Raw genomic sequence first — 15,492 nt, 5'->3', positions numbered from 1 at the left:
GCCCGTCGGGCGAATGTAGCGGTCGTTGAGAAGGGATATGCGCGGCAGTGGATTTCGGGATCTATCCGCCGGAGATCAACTCCGGTCGGATGTATACCGGTCCGGGTCAGGGGCCGATGCTGGCAGCTGCGCAGGCGTGGGAAAGCGTGGCCGACGAGCTGTATACAGCGATCTCCGGATATCAGTCGGTGGTGTCCGAACTTGCCGAAGGGGCTTGGTCGGGTCCGTCGTCCGCGGCGATGAGGGCAGCGGCCGGGTCCTACGTGGGATGGCTGAGCGCCACCGCCGCGCAGGCGGGCCAAACCGCCGCCCAGGCATGGATGGCGGCCACCGCTTACGAGGCGGCGTTCGCATCGACGGTGCCGCCACCGGAGATCGCCGCCAACCGCGGCATGCTCGCGGTGCTGGTGGCGACCAACGTCTTAGGGCAGAACACACCCGCAATCGCGGCCGCCGAGGCGCTCTACGCCGAGATGTGGGCGCAGGACGCCCTGGCGATGTATATCTACGCAGCCTCGTCAGCAGCCGCGGTCATGCTGACTCCGTTCACCTCTCCGCACCAGAACACCGACCCCGGCGCGGCGGCCAGCCAAGCCGCCGCGATCAGCCAAATCGGCACCTTCGCCGACACTGTGCAAGGTGCCATATCGGTTGTGCCGCAGGCGTTGTCCGCGATGGCGGTACCGGCCCAGGCCGAGCAGCTCGAAATCCTGGCCCATCTGGCCGCGCTCAGTATCGTTGTACCAAGCGACCTTGTGACTCTTTTCGGGGTCCTCCCGGCGGATACGCTGGCCACCATCGTGGATTTTCCTATCGCCACGTTCACCACTGCTTCGGCTGCCGGTGACGATGGCACTTTCAGCGGCTGGAACGGCGTAGAGGCGTGGCCGGGCACCGAGCCGGCACCCGTCGTGCCGTTCGTGGCGCCCCTTTCGAACCTGCCCCCCGGCGGTGTTCCCACGCCGACGATGTCGGCGGCCTTCGCCGGGGCCAACAGGGTCGGGGCATTGACGGTGCCGTCGAGCTGGACCCAAAATGCCACGGCCGCAGGCGAAATACGCCCGACCGCACTGATCACGCCGCTGGCGAGCGAGACCGAGGCGGCGGCGCCGGCGGCAGAATTCGACGTGGCAAACGCGTTAAACCAGATGGGAATTGGTGCAATGGCCGGACGGTCGACAGCTGGCCCGTCTGGCGCCGCGGACGGCCAGAAGCCGGCCGGGGCGGCGCGACTCACCGGCTCCGCCGGGAATGCGCCGGCCGAGGATGTCGAGGTAGTGCCAGCGCCGCGGACCGTCATGACCGGCGTCGCCGCCGCCATCCGCCACATCGCAGTACAGCGCGCCGCTGGGCTGCTGAGTGAACAGGAATACACCGAGCAGAAGAAGAGCCTGCTGGAGATCTCGTTCGGGCAGTAGGTCAGACCGCGGCCTAGAGCACCCGGGTGACCTTTTCGGTCTCGATCCGGCGTTGCTGCGCCGACGCGTCAGGATGGGCCACCTGCACCAGCGATGCGCCGACGGCCAGGATCGCCAGCAGGCCGTCCACCAGTTCCTCGGGACTCGACCACGCGGCGGTGGAAAGGACTCGGTCCTTGGCCGTCAACTCCCTTGCGGCGGCCGAGCTTTGGCAATCGGCCAGGACCTCGTCGACCGACCGGCCGGCCAGCGCCGGGCCGGGATGGCGTTCGGCGACGATCTGGTCGCCGTGCACGCGCACGGCGGTGGCGTAGTCGGTGACGCCGATCGGCAGCTCGGCGGCCGGGCGACCGAACGGGTCCAACGACAGCACCGCCACCTCACCGGCAATCGAGTCCGCCTCGTCCAGCCGCTCGGGTGTGCACAGCGCGAGGTCGGCCGGTCCCGGTTCGAGCACGGCCTCGGCGCCGATCCACCACACGCCGAACAACACCGCCGCCGTCTGCCAGTGCGCCGGCAGCAGGATGGCGACCCGGCCGCCCGGCCCGGAGCCCAATTCGTCGCGCAACAGGTTGCCGGTCTTGGCCGCCCAGTTGGCCAGCGTGGCCGCGGACAACTCGATGCGTAAGCCGGTGGCCCCAAGAGCATCGTCGTAATAGGTGATGCGCGGGCCGACCGGGTCGGCCCGCAGCATCGGGTCCAGGATGGCGCCGGAGAGCGTGCTCAGTTGATGCACTCGGGCTTGTCGGAACCGGCGGTCAGGATCGGCGACGGCGCCGGGACGTTGGGATCGGCCGCCACCGAACCGACGTTGGACACCCGGGCGGGCATCACCGTCCCGGTGCCGGACAGGCCCGAGCCGGGGCCGCTGTAGTCGTTGCCCAGCACCACCCGCACCGAGCCCGGCGCGACGGAGGGATCGGCCACCACCGGCAACCCGCCCAGTTCCTTGGACACCTCCTGGGCGCCCAGGTCGTCGGTCTTGGCGGCCATCACCTGGCTGCCCTTGACGTGGCCGCCGTCGTTGTTGCCGACCGTGCCCGCACCAAACCCCTTGGAGGTCAACACCTGTGACACCGCCGATGCCAGCCCGTTGATGTCGGTGTCGTTGACCACGCTGGCGGTCGTCTTCGCCGGCGTGTAGGCGATCTCCTCGGTCTTGCCCTGCTCCTGGTCGTGCAGCAGCCCGCTGACCCAATCGGCGACCTGGTGCGGGTCCACCCGCACGACGCTCTGCATGCCGTCGTCGCTCCAGCCGGCGCCGTCGAGCACCGGGATGGTGGCGAATGCGACGTTGCCGCCGGCCAGTTTCTGCATCTGTTGCACGAAATCCATGACGTCCCAACCCTGCGAGATCACCACCGAGCGTTGCACGGCCGCCTCCAGACGTTTGACCGTCGCGGGGCTGGACAGCGTCTTGCCGGAGATGACCCGGTGGGCCAGCGAGGCCATCACCACCTGCTGGCGCACCACCCGGTCGAGGTCGCCGCGCGGCAGCTCGTGACGCTGACGGACGAAGCTGAGCGCCTCCGGCCCGTCGAGCCGCTGCGGACCGGCCGGGAAGTCGGCGCCCGAAAGCGGTTCGAACACCGGCTCTTTGAGGCAGACGTCCACGCCGCCGAGCGCGTCGGTGATCAAGGAGAAGCCGAGCAGCCCGATCTCGGCGTAGTGGTCCACGGTGACGCCGGTGAGGTCGGCGACGGTCTTGATCAGCGCCTCGCGCCCGGCCTCGGTGCCCTGCGCGGCGGCGTCCTCGGCCGAGTCGCCGGCCTTGACCAGGTTGGTGCGCTTGGCCTCGCGGGTCTGGCCGTAGACGCCGTTGATCTTCGTCTTGCCCAGGCCGGGGGCCGCGACGTAGGAGTCGCGGGGGATCGAGATGGCGGTCGCCGACTTCCCGTTGTTGGGGATCCGGATCAGGATGATCGTGTCGGTGTTGGTCGCTTCCTCGTCGCCGGCCCGCAGGGTGGCCAGCTCCTCCTGCGACAGCGGGTTGCCGTGCGCGTCGGTGCGGCTGTCGAGGCCGACCAACAGGATGTCGATCGCGCCGTCGTCGCCGCCCTTGCCGAGCGAGGGTGCGGACATGTGGAAGATGCCGTCCTCGAATGAGCGGACGTTGCTCCACGCGAGCCCGGTGCCGAGGACGACAACGAGCGTGAGCGCAGTGGCAATCACACGAACCACACGTTGCACAGGCATCCCACTAGGTTACTTGCGACACAGACGCTTCGCGGGTAGCGAAGCCCCGCGCGCCCCGGCCGTCGCCCGCGCGTTTCCCCGCATGCCAAACTCAAACCATGTCGAGCAGGATCGTGATCGCCGGTGCCGGCGGGCAGCTGGGCCGCTATTTGCGTTCGCTCGCGGCCGGTCAGGGCCGTGACGTGCTGGCCATGACGTCGTCGGAGTGGGACATCACCGACCCCGCCGCCGCCGAGCGAATCGTCCGGGGCGGCGACGTGGTGATCAACTGCGCGGCGTACACCGATGTCGACGGCGCCGAGAGCGACGAGGCCGCCGCCTTCGCCGTCAACGCCACCGGTCCTCAGAACATCGCCCGCGCCTGCGCGCGCGCCGGCGCCCGGTTCATCCACGTCTCCACCGACTACGTCTTCAACGGGGACTTCGGTGGCGCCGACCCGCGTCCGTACGAGCCCAGCGACCCCACCGCGCCGTCGGGCGTGTACGGGCGCAGCAAGCTCGCCGGGGAGGATGCCGTGCTGGCGGCGCTTCCCGACGCCGTCATCGTCCGCACCGCCTGGGTCTACACCGGCGCCGACGGCAAGGACTTCGTCGCCGTCATGCGCCGCCTGGCCGCCGGCGACGGCCCGGTCAACGTGGTCGATGACCAGGTCGGCTCACCCACGTACGTGGGCGACCTGGCGGAGGCGCTGCTGCAGATCGCCGACGACGGCGTGCCCGGGCCGATCCTGCATGCCGCCAACGAGGGCGCGGTGTCCCGCTTCGAGCAGACCCGCGCGATCTTCTCCGAATGCGGCGCCGACCCCGAGCGGGTGCGGCCGGTCAGCACCGCGGAGTTTCCCAGGCCGGCGCCGCGCCCGACCTACTCCGCGCTGTCGGGCCGCGAGTCCGCCGCGGCGGGACTGCGGACGTTACGGCCCTGGCGCCCCGCGCTTGTCGCGGCGCTTGCGGCCGCCGATCGACCGTTACCCTCGACGCGTGACTGACGTCCTGCCGGTCGTGACGGTGACCTACTCACCGGGCCCACACCTCGAGCGCTTCCTGGCCTCGCTGGCGCTGGCCACCGAGCGGCCCGTGTGCGTCCTGATGGCCGACAACGGCTCCACCGACGGGACGCCGGAGGCCGCCGTCGAGCGCTACCCGAATGTGCGGCTGTTCCACACGGGGGCCAACCTCGGGTACGGCACCGCGGTGAATCGCGCGGTCTCCCAGCTCGCCGATTCGGCGGAGGTCGACGACGACTGGGTGATCGTGGCCAACCCCGACGTGCAGTGGGGCCCGGGCAGCATCGATGCCCTGCTGGACGCCGCCACCCGCTGGCCGCGCGCCGGCGCCCTCGGCCCGCTCATCCGCGACCCGGACGGCTCGGTCTACCCGTCGGCGCGGCACCTGCCCAGCCTGGTCCGCGGCGGCATGCACGCGGTCGTCGGGCCGGTCTGGAAGCGCAACCCGTGGTCGGCGGCCTACCGCCAGGAGCGGCTGGAGCCCAGCGAACGCCCGGTCGGCTGGTTGTCCGGGTCGTGCCTGCTGGTCCGCCGGTCCGCCTTCGCCCAGGTCGGCGGGTTCGACGAGCGCTACTTCATGTATATGGAAGACGTCGACCTCGGGGACCGGCTCGGCCGGGCCGGCTGGCTGAGCGTCTACGTGCCGTCGGCCGAGGTGCTGCACCACAAGGGCCACTCCACCGGGGACGACCCGGCGAGCCACCTGGCCGCGCATCACGCGAGCACCTACCTGTTCCTGGCCGACCGGCACGCGGGGTGGTGGCGGGCGCCGCTGCGCTGGGTGCTGCGGGGCTCGTTGGCGGTCCGGTCCCGCCTGATGGTGCGCGGTGCGCTGCGGGATCGGAGACGGAAACTGGCGGAAGGGCGGCGCGCAAATGGCTAACCCGCAAGTCGATGCGGTGATTCTGGTCGGCGGCAAGGGCACCCGGCTGCGGCCGCTGACGCTGTCGGCGCCCAAGCCGATGTTGCCCACCGCCGGGCTGCCGTTCTTGACCCACCTGCTGTCGAGGATCGCCGCGGCGGGCATCGAGCACGTCATCCTGAGCACCTCGTATCAGGCCGCGGTCTTCGAGGCCGAGTTCGGCGACGGCTCCAAGCTGGGCCTGCAGATCGAATACGTCACCGAGGACAGCCCGCTGGGAACGGGCGGCGGCATCGCCAACGTCGCCGGCCACCTGCGGCACGACACCGTGCTGGTGTTCAACGGCGACGTGCTCTCGGGTTCGGACCTCAACCAGATCATCGACTTCCACCGGGCGCAGCAGGCCGACGTCACACTGCACCTGGTGCGGGTCGGCGACCCGCGGGCGTACGGCTGCGTCACGACCGACGAAAACGGCCGGGTCACCGCCTTCGTGGAGAAGACGCAGGACCCGCCGACCGACCAGATCAACGCCGGCACGTACGTGTTCGCCCGCGACATCATCGACCGGATCCCCCGCGGCCGCGAGGTGTCGGTCGAACGCGAGGTGTTCCCGGCCCTGCTCAAGGACCCGGACGTCAAGGTTTGCGGCTACGTCGACGCCACCTATTGGCGGGACATGGGCACCCCGGAGGACTTCGTTCGGGGGTCGGCGGACCTGGTGCGCGGCATCGCGCCGTCGCCGGCGCTGCACGGCCACCGCGGCGAGCAGCTGGTGCACGACGGCGCGGCGGTGTCACCGGGCGCGGTGCTCATCGGCGGCACGGTCGTCGGGCGGGGGGCCGAGATCGGGCCAGGCGTGCGGCTGGACGGCGCGGTGATCTTCGACGGCGTCAAGGTGGAGGCCGGCAGCGTGATCGAGCGCTCCATCATCGGCTTCGGCGCCCGCATCGGCCCGCGGGCGCTGATCCGCGACGGCGTGATCGGCGACGGCGCCGACATCGGCGCGCGCTGCGAGCTGCTGCGCGGCGCCCGCGTGTGGCCCGGCGTCGCGATTCCCGACGGCGGCATCCGCTACTCGTCCGACGTCTAGGCCCGGCTCCCCGGGCCGAGCGTCACGCCAGCGTGGCCGCCGGAGCCCAACGCCACGCTCGCGTGACGCTCGCGCGTCAGGCGCGGCGCAGCGCCCGTCGCACCAGATACGCCAGCGCGTGGTCGGTGCCGTCGGGCAACGCGTCGACCGGCCACCACTGCAGGTCCTCCGACTCGTCGCTGATCGCGATCCGCGCGCCGGCGGGCGCGCGCGCCACGAACTGCAGATCCAGGTGGCAGGTAGGCACGCCCAGCGAACAGGTGACCGGGTGGACGTGCACCGCGGCCAGCCGGGGTTCGATGCGCAGGCCGTCGACTCCGGACTCCTCGGTGGCCTCGCGCAGGGCGGCGGCGACGATGTCGCCGTCGTCATCGTCGCAGTGGCCGCCCAGTTGCACCCAGCGGCCCAGTCGCGGATGCAACGTGAGCAGCACGCGGTCGCCGGCGTGGTCGAGCACCAGCGCCGAGGCGGTGACGTGGCCCGGCACGCACTCGCGCAGGCACGCGTCGGGACGGGCGAGCACGAACGCCAGGACCGCGTGCCGCAACGAATCCTGCTCGGCGTCGGGCGCGTCCCAGTCGGACAGCAGCGCGATCGCCGAATCCCGGACGCTCACCGGGCACCCCGCCGCTTCCGGCGATCCCGCAGCGCGGCCCAGGCCGCGCGGCACTGCGCCACCACCTCGGGTGTCAACCCCAGGCCGTCGATCAGGACGTGGCGGTCGACGAGGTCCAGCGCCTTCTCCATCTCGTTGGCCTTCAACAGCAGGTCGACGTCGCCGGCCAGCTCGGGGCCGCCCAGGGGCGGCGGGGGAATGGGCAGCTGCTCGGCCTCGCGGGGTTCCAGCTCCAAGATGCCCCCGCCGTAACTGCGGCCGGTGATCTCGGCGAAGGCGAACGTCACGCTGTTGTGGAAGACCGTCGCCAGCGCGGCCGCGTCCACCCCGGCGGCAAGCCGGACGCGGTGCACCGTGTCGGTGCTCGTCGCGGCGGCGGCGTTGACGGTCAGCCGCGGCGCCCGGTGAATCTGCCGCAGCAGGAACAAGTCGGGGATCCACAGCGACGGCGTGCCCCACCACGGCTTGCGGATCGAGCACTTGTAGCCCCGGTGCACGCCGGCGGATTCACCGGCCCGGATGTGGGCGATCAGCGCGCGATCGCCCGGGTCGCGCGGCGCGTCGAGCAGCCAGGTTCGAAGCCCGCCCGCGACATCGCTTGCCCGGCAATCGGTGTCGTAGACCAGCCCGGACAACTGCGCGCTGCGCGAGACGAGCGGCACACAGTGGGGCAACAGGCCGAGTTCGCGGGCCTGCGCGTCGGCGAACGTGAAGAAGCTGTTGCGGCCCGTGACGATGCCGACGTCCACGTCGGCGACCGAGCCGAGCCGGGTCATGGCCGTCGAGCCCTTGAGCGTTCGCAGCAGCCGGATCGCGTCCGGCCGCAGAAAGTATTTGGTCCACTTCTCGTCCTCGTGCAACAGCGCCGGAGCCCAGTCGACGTCGGGGTCCGCGTGCGCGAGCGCCTCGGCGTCGGTGAGGTGCAGCGTGCGGACGCGGGCCGGCCCCGCGCCGGCGACCCCGCAGAACAACACGACCTCCTGCAGGATCCCGTCGAACACCAGGCGCTCGAACGTCACCAGGGTGATGTCGCTGAACCGGCTCAGCAGGAACTCGCGCAGCTGCGCGGCGTAGGAGACCTGAAGCAACTCGGCGGGCAGCACCAGGCCCACCCGGCCGCCGTCACGCACCAGGACCGAGCTCGCCACCACGAAGGGGACCCACGCGTTGGTCAGGCGGCTGGGCCGCAATCCCACCCGCCTCATCAGGTCCAGCGCGGGATCGCGCTGCTCGGCCGCCCAGTTGCCGAACCGGATGTAGGGCGGGTTGCCGGCGACGCCGTCCCAGCCGCCGGGCTCGGTGGTGGCGAGCCAACCGAACAGATTCGCGGCGTCGACGGGCGCGAATTCCCTTGCTTTGGCCGCCTCTTCGGCGACGAGCTCGACGCCGCGCGGCCGTCCGCCAAGGGCGGCCAGCTCGCGCAGGATGGCGCCGTCGCCGCAGGATGGTTCGACGATGCGCGGTCCGGCCTCGCGAACCCAGCGGGCCAGGAAGCGGGCGACGGGCGCGGGCGTGTAGTAGCCGCCGCGGGCCTTCTCGGCGGACGCCGCCGCCTTGCCCGCGAATCTCATGGGGCCAGTATCACTTGCGGATCAACAAATCCCCGGCGTCCGCGGCCTCGCGCGGTCCGGCGGGTTCCTCGGGGTAACCGATCGCGATGGCGCCCAACGGCTCCCAATCCGCGGGCAGGCCCAGTTCGGCGCGCACCAGGTCGGGGGCGAAGATCGTCGAGCCGATCCAGCAGCTGCCCACCCCCCGCACGGCCAGGGCGACCAGCAGGGCCTGCACCGCCGCTCCGACGGCGACGGTGAACATGGTGTGCTCGGCCTCGGTGCGGGCGGCGTCGGGATACGTGTGCGCGCCGTCGAGGACCAGCATCGGGATGACGACCTCGGGTGCGTCGTAGAGGATCTGGCCGCGCGCCACCCGGCGTTCCACCGAGTCGGCGGGCCGGCCGTCGCCGGCCAGGTCGGACCGCCACTTGTCTTGCATCCGGTCCAGCAGCCGCAGCCGGACGTCGGGGGTCTGCAACCAGACGAACCGGACCGGGCGGGTGTGGTGCGGGGCCGGGGCGGTCAGGGCCTCGGCGACGGCGGCTTCGATCAGCTCGGGCGCGACGGGCTCGGCGCCGAACCGGCGCACCGACCGGCGCAGGAGTTGCGCCTGCCGGCGGCCCATGTCGAGGGCCTCGGCGGTGCCGAGCCAGAACAGGTCCTCCTCGCCGGGCCGCAACAGCTGCCGGGCGGTCGTGCCGTCGTCGGCCACGGCGAGGCCGCGTACCACGGCCACCGGCATGGCGGTCAGCTTGCCCTTCACCAGATCGGCGGCCGCCGCCACCTCGTCGGCGACCGCGATCTCGGTGACCACCAGCTCGTTGCCGTGCCGGTCGACCGCCCCCGAATACCCATGCAGCACAGCCAAACCCGACGAACCCACCGCGGCGTCGATCTGGCCGTTGCGCCAGGCGCGGCCCATCGTGTCGGTGATGACCACGGCCACGTCGACCCCCAGCCGTCCGCGAAGCCCGGCCCGCAGCGCCGCGGCGCTGGCGTCGGGGTCGACCGGCAGCAGCGCCAGTTCGTCGCGGCCCACGTTGGATCCGTCCACGCCCGCGGCGGCCTGGATCAGGCCGATGCGGTTCTCGGTGATCAGGGTGCGGCCCTTGCGGGCCAACACCCGCACCGCCTCGTCGTCGACGAGCTTGCGTCTCAGTGCGTCCCGCTCCTCGGGGTCCCGCGGCGCCGGCACCAGCCGGCCCTCGCACTTGGACACCACCTTGCTGGTCACCACCACCACGTCGCGGTCGCGCAGCCACGGCGCGGCGGCCGCCAGCGCCGCGCTCAGATCATCGCCGGGCCGGAACTCGGGAAGCCCGGTGACGGGCAGGATCTCGATCGCCGCGCCGGTGCCGTGTTCGGTCACGGGGCCACACCCGCGAGCTCGAGCCCGACGCGCACCATCTCGGCGGTCGCCTTGGGATCGGTCATCAACAGCGGCGCGGCGGTCACCGCCACGCCCTCGATATCGGCGTGATCGCCCTCGTGCACCAGCCAGCAATCGAGTATCCCGGTGCCGCCGCGCGCCCCGTAGTGCCGGCCGACCGCCTCCGCGGTGGATTCCACCCCGATCACCGACAGGCACGCGTCGGCCATGCCCCGCAAGGGTTTTCCGCCGATGATCGGCGAGTAGCCGACGATCGGGGCGGTCGCCGAGCGCAACGCGGCGCGAATCCCGGGGACGGCCAGGATGGCGCCGACGCTGACCACCGGGTTGGACGGCGCCAGCAGGATGGCGTCGGCGTCGGCGATGGTCGCCACAGCTTCGCTTGTGGCATTGGCTTTTTCGGCGCCGACGAAGGCAAAGCTGTGCGTGGGCACCTCGGCCCGGTAGCGCACCCACCACTCCTGGAAGTGGATCGCGCGGCGGGTGCCGTCGTCGGGATCGGTGATCACCACGTGGGTCTCGCAGCGGTCGTCGCTCGCCGGCAGCAATCGAGCGCCGGGTTGCCAGCGGTCGCACAGGGCGGTGGTGATCTGTGACAGCGGGTAGCCGGCGTTGAGCATCTGAGTGCGCACCAGGTGAGTGGCGATATCCCGGTCGCCGAGCCCGAACCAGTCCGGCTGCACGCCGTAGCGCGCCAATTCCTCTTTGGCGTGCCAGGTTTCGTCGCGGTGACCCCACCCGCGCTCCGGGTCTACCCCTCCACCTAAGGTGTACATGCAGGTGTCCAGATCCGGGCAGACCCGCAGTCCGTGAATCCAAGCGTCGTCGCCGATGTTGACGATTGCGTTAAGTTCGTGGTTGCCGGTTCCCGCGTCTGGGTGCTGTTGAGTTCCGAACCGACCGAGCCCGAGCAGTTGTTGAACCCCCAGCAGGAATCGGGCGCCGCCAACCCCACCGACCAGAACGGTGACCTTCACGTGGACGACAGTACTGCCCGGCGACCTTGCGGTGGCGGGGCCGTTACGCGGCCCTTAAGCATAGTCGTGCGCGGTGTGATCGACACGCCGAATGCGCAAAACAACGGAAACGCCGTAATTCGGTCACGAGATGGTATGGAAATGCGCCGTAATGCTTGACCCGGCAGGTCAACCCGTGTCTAATCACAACAGTGTCATTTCCCGGTTGGCCGGCCGGTTCCGGTGTCGCAGACCGAGATTCGATCACTTGTTCGAATTGTCTGTACACATCAGAAATAGTGGGAACCACTCACTCTCTCAATCAAACTGAGGAGGCGGACGACCGTATGTCTTACGAACATCTTCGAGGAGTCATGGCGAGCACGCCGCACACCCCCATCGTGCCGGCGCCGGTCCGACCGGCCCGGCCGCACTTGACCGTGGTTCCTGATGCGCCAGTCGCATTCGAGCCCGAGCCGATGCCGGCCCCGGTCGCGGACCAGTGGCAGGACCGGGCGCTGTGTGCCCAAACGGATCCCGAGGCGTTCTTCCCGGAGAAGGGCGGCTCCACCCGTGAGGCCAAGAAGATCTGCCTGGGGTGCGAGGTACGCCACGAGTGCCTGGACTACGCCCTGGAGCACGACGAGCGCTTCGGCATTTGGGGCGGGCTCTCCGAGCGCGAGCGCCGGCGCCTCAAGCGCGGCATCATCTAAGGCGCCGAAGGCACAACGATCTAAGGCGCCGAAGGCACAACGTCATTCGTCGTCGATCGTCGGGTCGATGACCGACGGCTCCACGTCGAGGTAGATGGCCACCTGGGCCACCAGTATTTCGTGCAGCAAATCACCGAGCTCGACGGTGTCCTTGGCCCGTCGCTCAATCGGCTTGCGGAACAGGACAATTCGCGCCCGCGTGGCGTTCCCGCGGACGTCGACGCCGGCCGGGATCAATCGCGCCAACGGGATCGGCCCGTCGGCGATGACCTCCGGCGGCCACTGCACGCTGTCGGGATCCTTGGCCGCGATGCGCGGGATCTCGTCGACCGCCACGTCGAGGTCGGCGAGGCGCGCCTGCCAATTCCGCTCGATCGGTTCGTAGGCCTCGAGCACCGCCATGTCGAACCGCTCGGCCCGGCTGCGCCACCCGGGCACCGTCGGCGGCAGTAGCGGGCCGCGCACGTCGCGGCCCCGCCGGGAGGACCGGTGGGAAGCGAATCGGCCCTGGGGCCGATCCCTCCGCGGGAAGCTGCGCGAATCGCCCACGCGCCGATGGTAACGGTTGAACATCGGGGGCCCGCCGGTTGCGCGTGTCCGGCGCTTCAGCGGCGTTTGTGCACGATAGCCTTTCGCTCGTGAACGTTCCCCGTCGCTGTTGCCGGCCCGGGTGTCCGCATTACGCCGTGGCGACCTTGACGTTCGTCTACTCGGACTCGACGGCGGTGGTGGGGCCACTCGCGACCGCGCGGGAACCGCATTCGTGGGACCTGTGCGTCGGCCATGCCGGCCGGATCACCGCTCCCCGCGGATGGGATCTCGTGCGTCATGCCGGTCCCCTCCACGCCGAGCCCACCCACCCCGACGAGGACGACCTGGTCGCCCTGGCCGACGCGGTGCGCGAAGGCCGCCAGGGCGAGCGCGCCGTGCCCTATGGCGGCACCGGCACGCCCCTCAACGGCTTCGCGGACCCGCACATTCATAACGGTGGGGCCACCGCGCCCAGCAGTAGTGTGCTGGCGCCACCCGAGCATCGTTCGGGCCGGCGCCGCGGGCACCTGCGGGTGTTGCCCGACCCCAAGGACTAGCCGTTCGGGTGTGGCGCGCGGTCCCCGCCCACCGCGGCGGCCCCTGTTTCCCGGGGGCCGATAGGCTGACGACCAACAGGCGAAAAAATCCAAGGCGTCAGGAGGCCCCCGCATGTCTCGGCTCGCCGCGACTGTGCACCGTGTCGTCAAGGCGTACGACGTGCGAGGGTTGGTCGGCGAAGAGCTCGACGAGCCGCTGGTCACCGCTTTGGGTGCGGCGTTCGCCGCGCTGATGCGCGGTGAGGGCGCCCGGCAGGTGGTGATTGGCTACGACATGCGGGACAGTTCACCCACACTGGCCGCGGCCTTCGCTTCCGGGGTGACGGGCCAGGGCCTGGACGTGGTGCGGATCGGTCTCGCCTCCACCGATCAGCTCTACTTCGCCTCCGGGTCGCTGGACTGTCCGGGCGCGATGTTCACCGCGAGCCATAACCCGGCGGCCTACAACGGCATCAAGCTGTGCCGGGCGGCCGCCAAACCGGTCGGCGCCGACAGCGGCCTGCGCACCGTCAGCGAATCCGTGATCGCGGGGGTCGAGCGCTACGACGGACAGCCCGGAACCGTGACCGACCGCGATGTGCTGGACGACTACGGGACGTTCCTGCGCTCGCTGGTGAGCACCTCGGGCCTGCGCCCCCTGCGGGTGGCGGTGGACGCGGGCAACGGCATGGCCGGCCTCACCGCGCCCGCGGTGCTGGGGGCGATCGACTCCATCACGCTGCTGCCGCTGTACTTCGAGCTCGACGGGTCGTTCCCCAACCACGAGGCCAACCCGCTCGACCCGGCCAACCTGGTCGACCTGCAGGCCTACGTGCGCGAGACGGGCGCCGATATAGGCCTGGCCTTCGACGGGGACGCCGACCGCTGCTTCGTCGTCGACGAACGCGGCCGGCCGGTGTCACCCTCGACGGTGACCAGCTTGGTGGCCGCGCGCGAGCTGGGCCGGGAGATCGGCGCCACCATCATCCACAACGTGATCACCTCCCGGGCGGTGCCCGAGCTGGTCACCGAACGCGGCGGGACACCGCTGCGCTCCCGCGTCGGCCACTCCTATATCAAGGCGATGATGGCCGACACCGGCGCCATCTTCGGGGGCGAGCATTCGGCGCACTATTACTTCCGTGACTTCTGGGGCGCGGACTCCGGGATGCTGGCGGCACTGTACGTGCTGGCGGCGTTGGGCGAGCAGGACCGGCCGTTGTCGGAGCTGACCGCCGACTACCAGCGCTACGAAGCGTCCGGCGAGATCAACTTCACCGTGGCGGACGCCGCGCTGTGCACGGAGGCGGTGCTGAAATCCTTCGGCAGCCGCATCCACTCGATCGACCACGTGGACGGCGTGACCGTCGACCTGGGCGACGGCAGCTGGTTCAACCTGCGCAGCTCCAACACCGAGCCGTTGCTGCGGCTCAACGTGGAGGCGCGCAGCACCGAGGACGTCGACGCGGTCGTCGCGCAGATCAGCGCCGAGATCCTGGCCCAGTCGACGCCCGCCGAGGCCGCGCCGTGAGCGCCGTCCGGGCGATCGATCTCGAGGACACCGAGGGCCTGCTCGCCGCCGACCGGGACGGGCTGCTGCGCTCCGCGTCGTCGGCCGGCGCGCAGGTGCGGGCGATCGCCGCCGCCGTCGACGAGGGCGCGCTGGATCCGCTGCGCTCCGATGACCGGCCGCGGAGCCTGATCTGGGTCGCCGGCCGCGGCACCGCCGACAACGCCGGCGCGATGGTCGCGGCGACGGTGGCCGGTGCGGCCTCCGAGCCCATCACGCTGACCGCCGAGGTCCCGCCGTGGATCGGCCCGCTCGACGTGCTGATCGTCGCGGGCGACGATCCCGGCGATCCGGCGCTGGTCACCGCGGCCGCCGCCGGGGTTCGTCGCGGGGCGCGGGTCGTCGTCGTCGCGCCCTACGAGGGTCCGCTGCGGGATGCCACCGCCGGCCGCGCGGCGGTGCTGGCGCCGCGGCTTCCGGTCCCCGACGAGTTCGGGTTGTGCCGCTACCTGGCCGCCGCCCTGGCCGTCGTGCAGGCGGTGGACCGGCGACCGCTCGTCGACCTGCGGGCGCTGGCCGACGAGCTGGACGCCGAGGTGCTGCGCAACAGTGCGGCCCGCGAGCTCTTCACCAACCCCGCCAAGACGATCGCCGCGCGCATCGCCGACCGCCAGGTGGCGCTGGCCGGTGACTGCGCCGCGACGCTCGCACTGGCCCGGCACGGCAGCTCGGTCCTGCTGCGGGTCGCGCATCAGGTCGTCGCGGCCACCGGGCTGTCGGACGCCGTCGTCGCGCTGCGCGCCGGAATCTCCGGCGGCTCCGCCGACGCGCTCTTCCACGACGAACAGATCGACGGGCCGCTGCCCCAGCGGCTGCTGGTGCTGGCCCTCACGTTGTCCGCCGAACAGACCGTCGTGGCGGCCCGGACCGCCGGGCTCGACGACGTGTACCTGCTCGCCGCCGAGGACGTGCCCGACGGTCCCGGTGGCGCCGCCGGGTCCACCGTCGCGCCGGCGTTGGGCGGCGCCATCAGCGCCGAGCAGCAACTGGCAGTATTGGCCGTTCGACTGGAGATGGCCGCGGTTTACGCGCGCCTGGCGCGGGGATAGATAAC

15 protein-coding genes are annotated in these 15,492 nt (G+C 71.2%); 8 read left to right on the top strand and 7 right to left on the bottom strand.

Annotated features, from left to right (window positions below):
* The first annotated feature begins 47 nt into the window (after positions 1–47).
* Positions 48–1,418, top strand: coding sequence for a PPE family protein (locus tag BRW65_RS32675; RefSeq protein ID WP_073876157.1), 1,371 nt, complete (start codon positions 48–50; stop codon positions 1,416–1,418).
* 13 nt (positions 1,419–1,431) lie between these two features.
* On the opposite strand, the gene BRW65_RS16065 is transcribed toward BRW65_RS32675, so the two are convergent.
* Complete coding sequence (locus BRW65_RS16065; protein WP_208611822.1) at positions 1,432–2,154, bottom strand: TIGR03089 family protein; 723 nt, start codon at positions 2,152–2,154, stop codon at positions 1,432–1,434.
* On the bottom strand, positions 2,142–3,614 hold the full coding sequence (locus tag BRW65_RS16060) for an LCP family protein (protein ID WP_073876155.1): 1,473 nt from the start codon (positions 3,612–3,614) through the stop codon (positions 2,142–2,144). The genes BRW65_RS16065 and BRW65_RS16060 overlap by 13 nt, the downstream gene beginning before the upstream one ends.
* Positions 3,615–3,712: 98 nt before the next feature.
* On the opposite strand from BRW65_RS16060, the gene rfbD reads away from it, so the two are divergent.
* From rfbD to BRW65_RS16045, 3 genes are read left to right on the top strand one after another with little or no spacing between them, the layout of a single operon-like run.
* Positions 3,713–4,600 carry a dTDP-4-dehydrorhamnose reductase gene (gene rfbD / locus BRW65_RS16055; RefSeq protein WP_073876153.1) on the top strand — a complete coding sequence of 296 codons (888 nt, stop codon included), beginning with the start codon at positions 3,713–3,715 and terminating at the stop codon, positions 4,598–4,600.
* The gene (locus BRW65_RS16050; RefSeq protein ID WP_073876151.1) at positions 4,593–5,501 is read left to right on the top strand and encodes a glycosyltransferase family 2 protein; all 909 of its coding nucleotides are present in this window, start codon (positions 4,593–4,595) and stop codon (positions 5,499–5,501) included. The genes rfbD and BRW65_RS16050 overlap by 8 nt, the downstream gene beginning before the upstream one ends.
* Positions 5,494–6,573: a sugar phosphate nucleotidyltransferase gene (locus BRW65_RS16045; protein ID WP_073876149.1), complete on the top strand. Its 1,080-nt coding sequence runs from the start codon at positions 5,494–5,496 to the stop codon at positions 6,571–6,573. The genes BRW65_RS16050 and BRW65_RS16045 overlap by 8 nt, the downstream gene beginning before the upstream one ends.
* A 76-nt stretch (positions 6,574–6,649) precedes the next feature.
* On the opposite strand, the gene BRW65_RS16040 is transcribed toward BRW65_RS16045, so the two are convergent.
* The 4 genes from BRW65_RS16040 to cofD are packed head-to-tail and all read right to left on the bottom strand — an operon-like array spanning position 6,650 to position 11,109.
* Positions 6,650–7,189 carry an NUDIX hydrolase gene (locus tag BRW65_RS16040; protein WP_073876262.1) on the bottom strand — a complete coding sequence of 180 codons (540 nt, stop codon included), beginning with the start codon at positions 7,187–7,189 and terminating at the stop codon, positions 6,650–6,652.
* Positions 7,186–8,760: a class I SAM-dependent methyltransferase gene (locus tag BRW65_RS16035; RefSeq protein WP_073876147.1), complete on the bottom strand. Its 1,575-nt coding sequence runs from the start codon at positions 8,758–8,760 to the stop codon at positions 7,186–7,188. Before BRW65_RS16035 ends, BRW65_RS16040 begins: the two co-directional genes overlap by 4 nt.
* A gap of 10 nt (positions 8,761–8,770) precedes the next feature.
* Positions 8,771–10,111 (bottom strand): coenzyme F420-0:L-glutamate ligase, encoded by a 1,341-nt coding sequence (locus BRW65_RS16030; protein ID WP_073876145.1) that lies wholly within the window; start codon positions 10,109–10,111, stop codon positions 8,771–8,773.
* Positions 10,108–11,109, bottom strand: coding sequence for a 2-phospho-L-lactate transferase (gene cofD, locus BRW65_RS16025; protein ID WP_073876143.1), 1,002 nt, complete (start codon positions 11,107–11,109; stop codon positions 10,108–10,110). The genes BRW65_RS16030 and cofD overlap by 4 nt, the downstream gene beginning before the upstream one ends.
* Positions 11,110–11,462: 353 nt before the next feature.
* On the opposite strand from cofD, the gene BRW65_RS16015 reads away from it, so the two are divergent.
* On the top strand, positions 11,463–11,801 hold the full coding sequence (locus tag BRW65_RS16015; RefSeq protein ID WP_068078515.1) for a WhiB family transcriptional regulator: 339 nt from the start codon (positions 11,463–11,465) through the stop codon (positions 11,799–11,801).
* Positions 11,802–11,843: 42 nt separating this feature from the next.
* Here the strand turns inward: BRW65_RS16015 and BRW65_RS16010 are convergent, their stop codons facing one another.
* On the bottom strand, positions 11,844–12,266 hold the full coding sequence (locus tag BRW65_RS16010) for a metallopeptidase family protein (RefSeq protein ID WP_066949924.1): 423 nt from the start codon (positions 12,264–12,266) through the stop codon (positions 11,844–11,846).
* 173 nt (positions 12,267–12,439) lie between these two features.
* Here BRW65_RS16010 and BRW65_RS16005 point away from each other — a divergent pair, with 173 nt between their 5' ends.
* The 3 genes from BRW65_RS16005 (at position 12,440) to BRW65_RS15995 (ending at position 15,487) form a co-directional block, all read left to right on the top strand.
* Positions 12,440–12,889, top strand: coding sequence for a DUF3499 domain-containing protein (locus BRW65_RS16005; protein WP_208611821.1), 450 nt, complete (start codon positions 12,440–12,442; stop codon positions 12,887–12,889).
* 112 nt (positions 12,890–13,001) lie between these two features.
* Positions 13,002–14,399 carry a phosphomannomutase/phosphoglucomutase gene (locus tag BRW65_RS16000; RefSeq protein ID WP_073876137.1) on the top strand — a complete coding sequence of 466 codons (1,398 nt, stop codon included), beginning with the start codon at positions 13,002–13,004 and terminating at the stop codon, positions 14,397–14,399.
* Positions 14,396–15,487, top strand: a complete 1,092-nt coding sequence (locus BRW65_RS15995) for a TobH protein (protein ID WP_073876135.1) — start codon at positions 14,396–14,398, stop codon at positions 15,485–15,487. The genes BRW65_RS16000 and BRW65_RS15995 overlap by 4 nt, the downstream gene beginning before the upstream one ends.
* Positions 15,488–15,492 lie beyond the last annotated feature (5 nt).

The organism is Mycobacterium paraffinicum, assembly GCF_001907675.1.
In the GTDB taxonomy this organism is placed as follows: Bacteria; Actinomycetota; Actinomycetes; order Mycobacteriales; family Mycobacteriaceae; genus Mycobacterium; species Mycobacterium paraffinicum_A.
This window is presented reverse-complemented; position numbering and strand designations above follow the sequence as displayed.